The 528-nt window shown below is 45.3% G+C and carries 1 pseudogene; it reads right to left on the reverse strand.

Annotated features, from left to right (window positions below):
* Nucleotides 1-102 precede the first annotated feature (102 nt).
* Nucleotides 103-528 (reverse strand): annotated as a pseudogene (locus AACS98_RS22720) (type I glyceraldehyde-3-phosphate dehydrogenase); the annotation flags it as partial.

A 528-nucleotide genomic window follows, 5' to 3' on the forward strand; every position in this document is an offset into this window, starting at 1 on the left:
AAATCTCCCTCATCTAAGTTTCTTAATTACGAATTGCGAATTGCGAATTGCGAATTGGTATAACTCCCTCATCTCCCCTACGCCCTATTCCCCTTTCCCTTCTTAAACCGCAGCCAATTGTTCTTTCTGTGCCATTGACAACATTAAGTCAACTACACGGTTGGAGTAGCCCCACTCGTTGTCATACCAAGCGACCACTTTGAAGAAGTTGGTGTTTAATTCAATACCAGCACCCGCATCAAAAATACTGGAGCGGCGATCGCTTTGAAAATCTGTAGACACTACTTCTTCATCTGTGTAACCTAAAACCCCTGCCAATGAACCCTCAGCAGCAGCTTTCATCGCTGCACAGATTTCTTTGTAACTGGTGGCTTTGTTAGTTTTGAAGGTTAAATCCACTACAGAAACATCCGGGGTAGGCACGCGGAAAGCCATCCCAGTTAATTTACCCTTCAACTCTGGTAATACCAGTGCGACTGCTTTCGCCGCACCTGTGGAAGAAGGAATAATATTTTGGGCTGCACCACG

This window comes from Anabaena sp. CA = ATCC 33047, from assembly GCF_963870205.1.
Taxonomy (GTDB): Bacteria; Cyanobacteriota; Cyanobacteriia; order Cyanobacteriales; family Nostocaceae; genus Trichormus.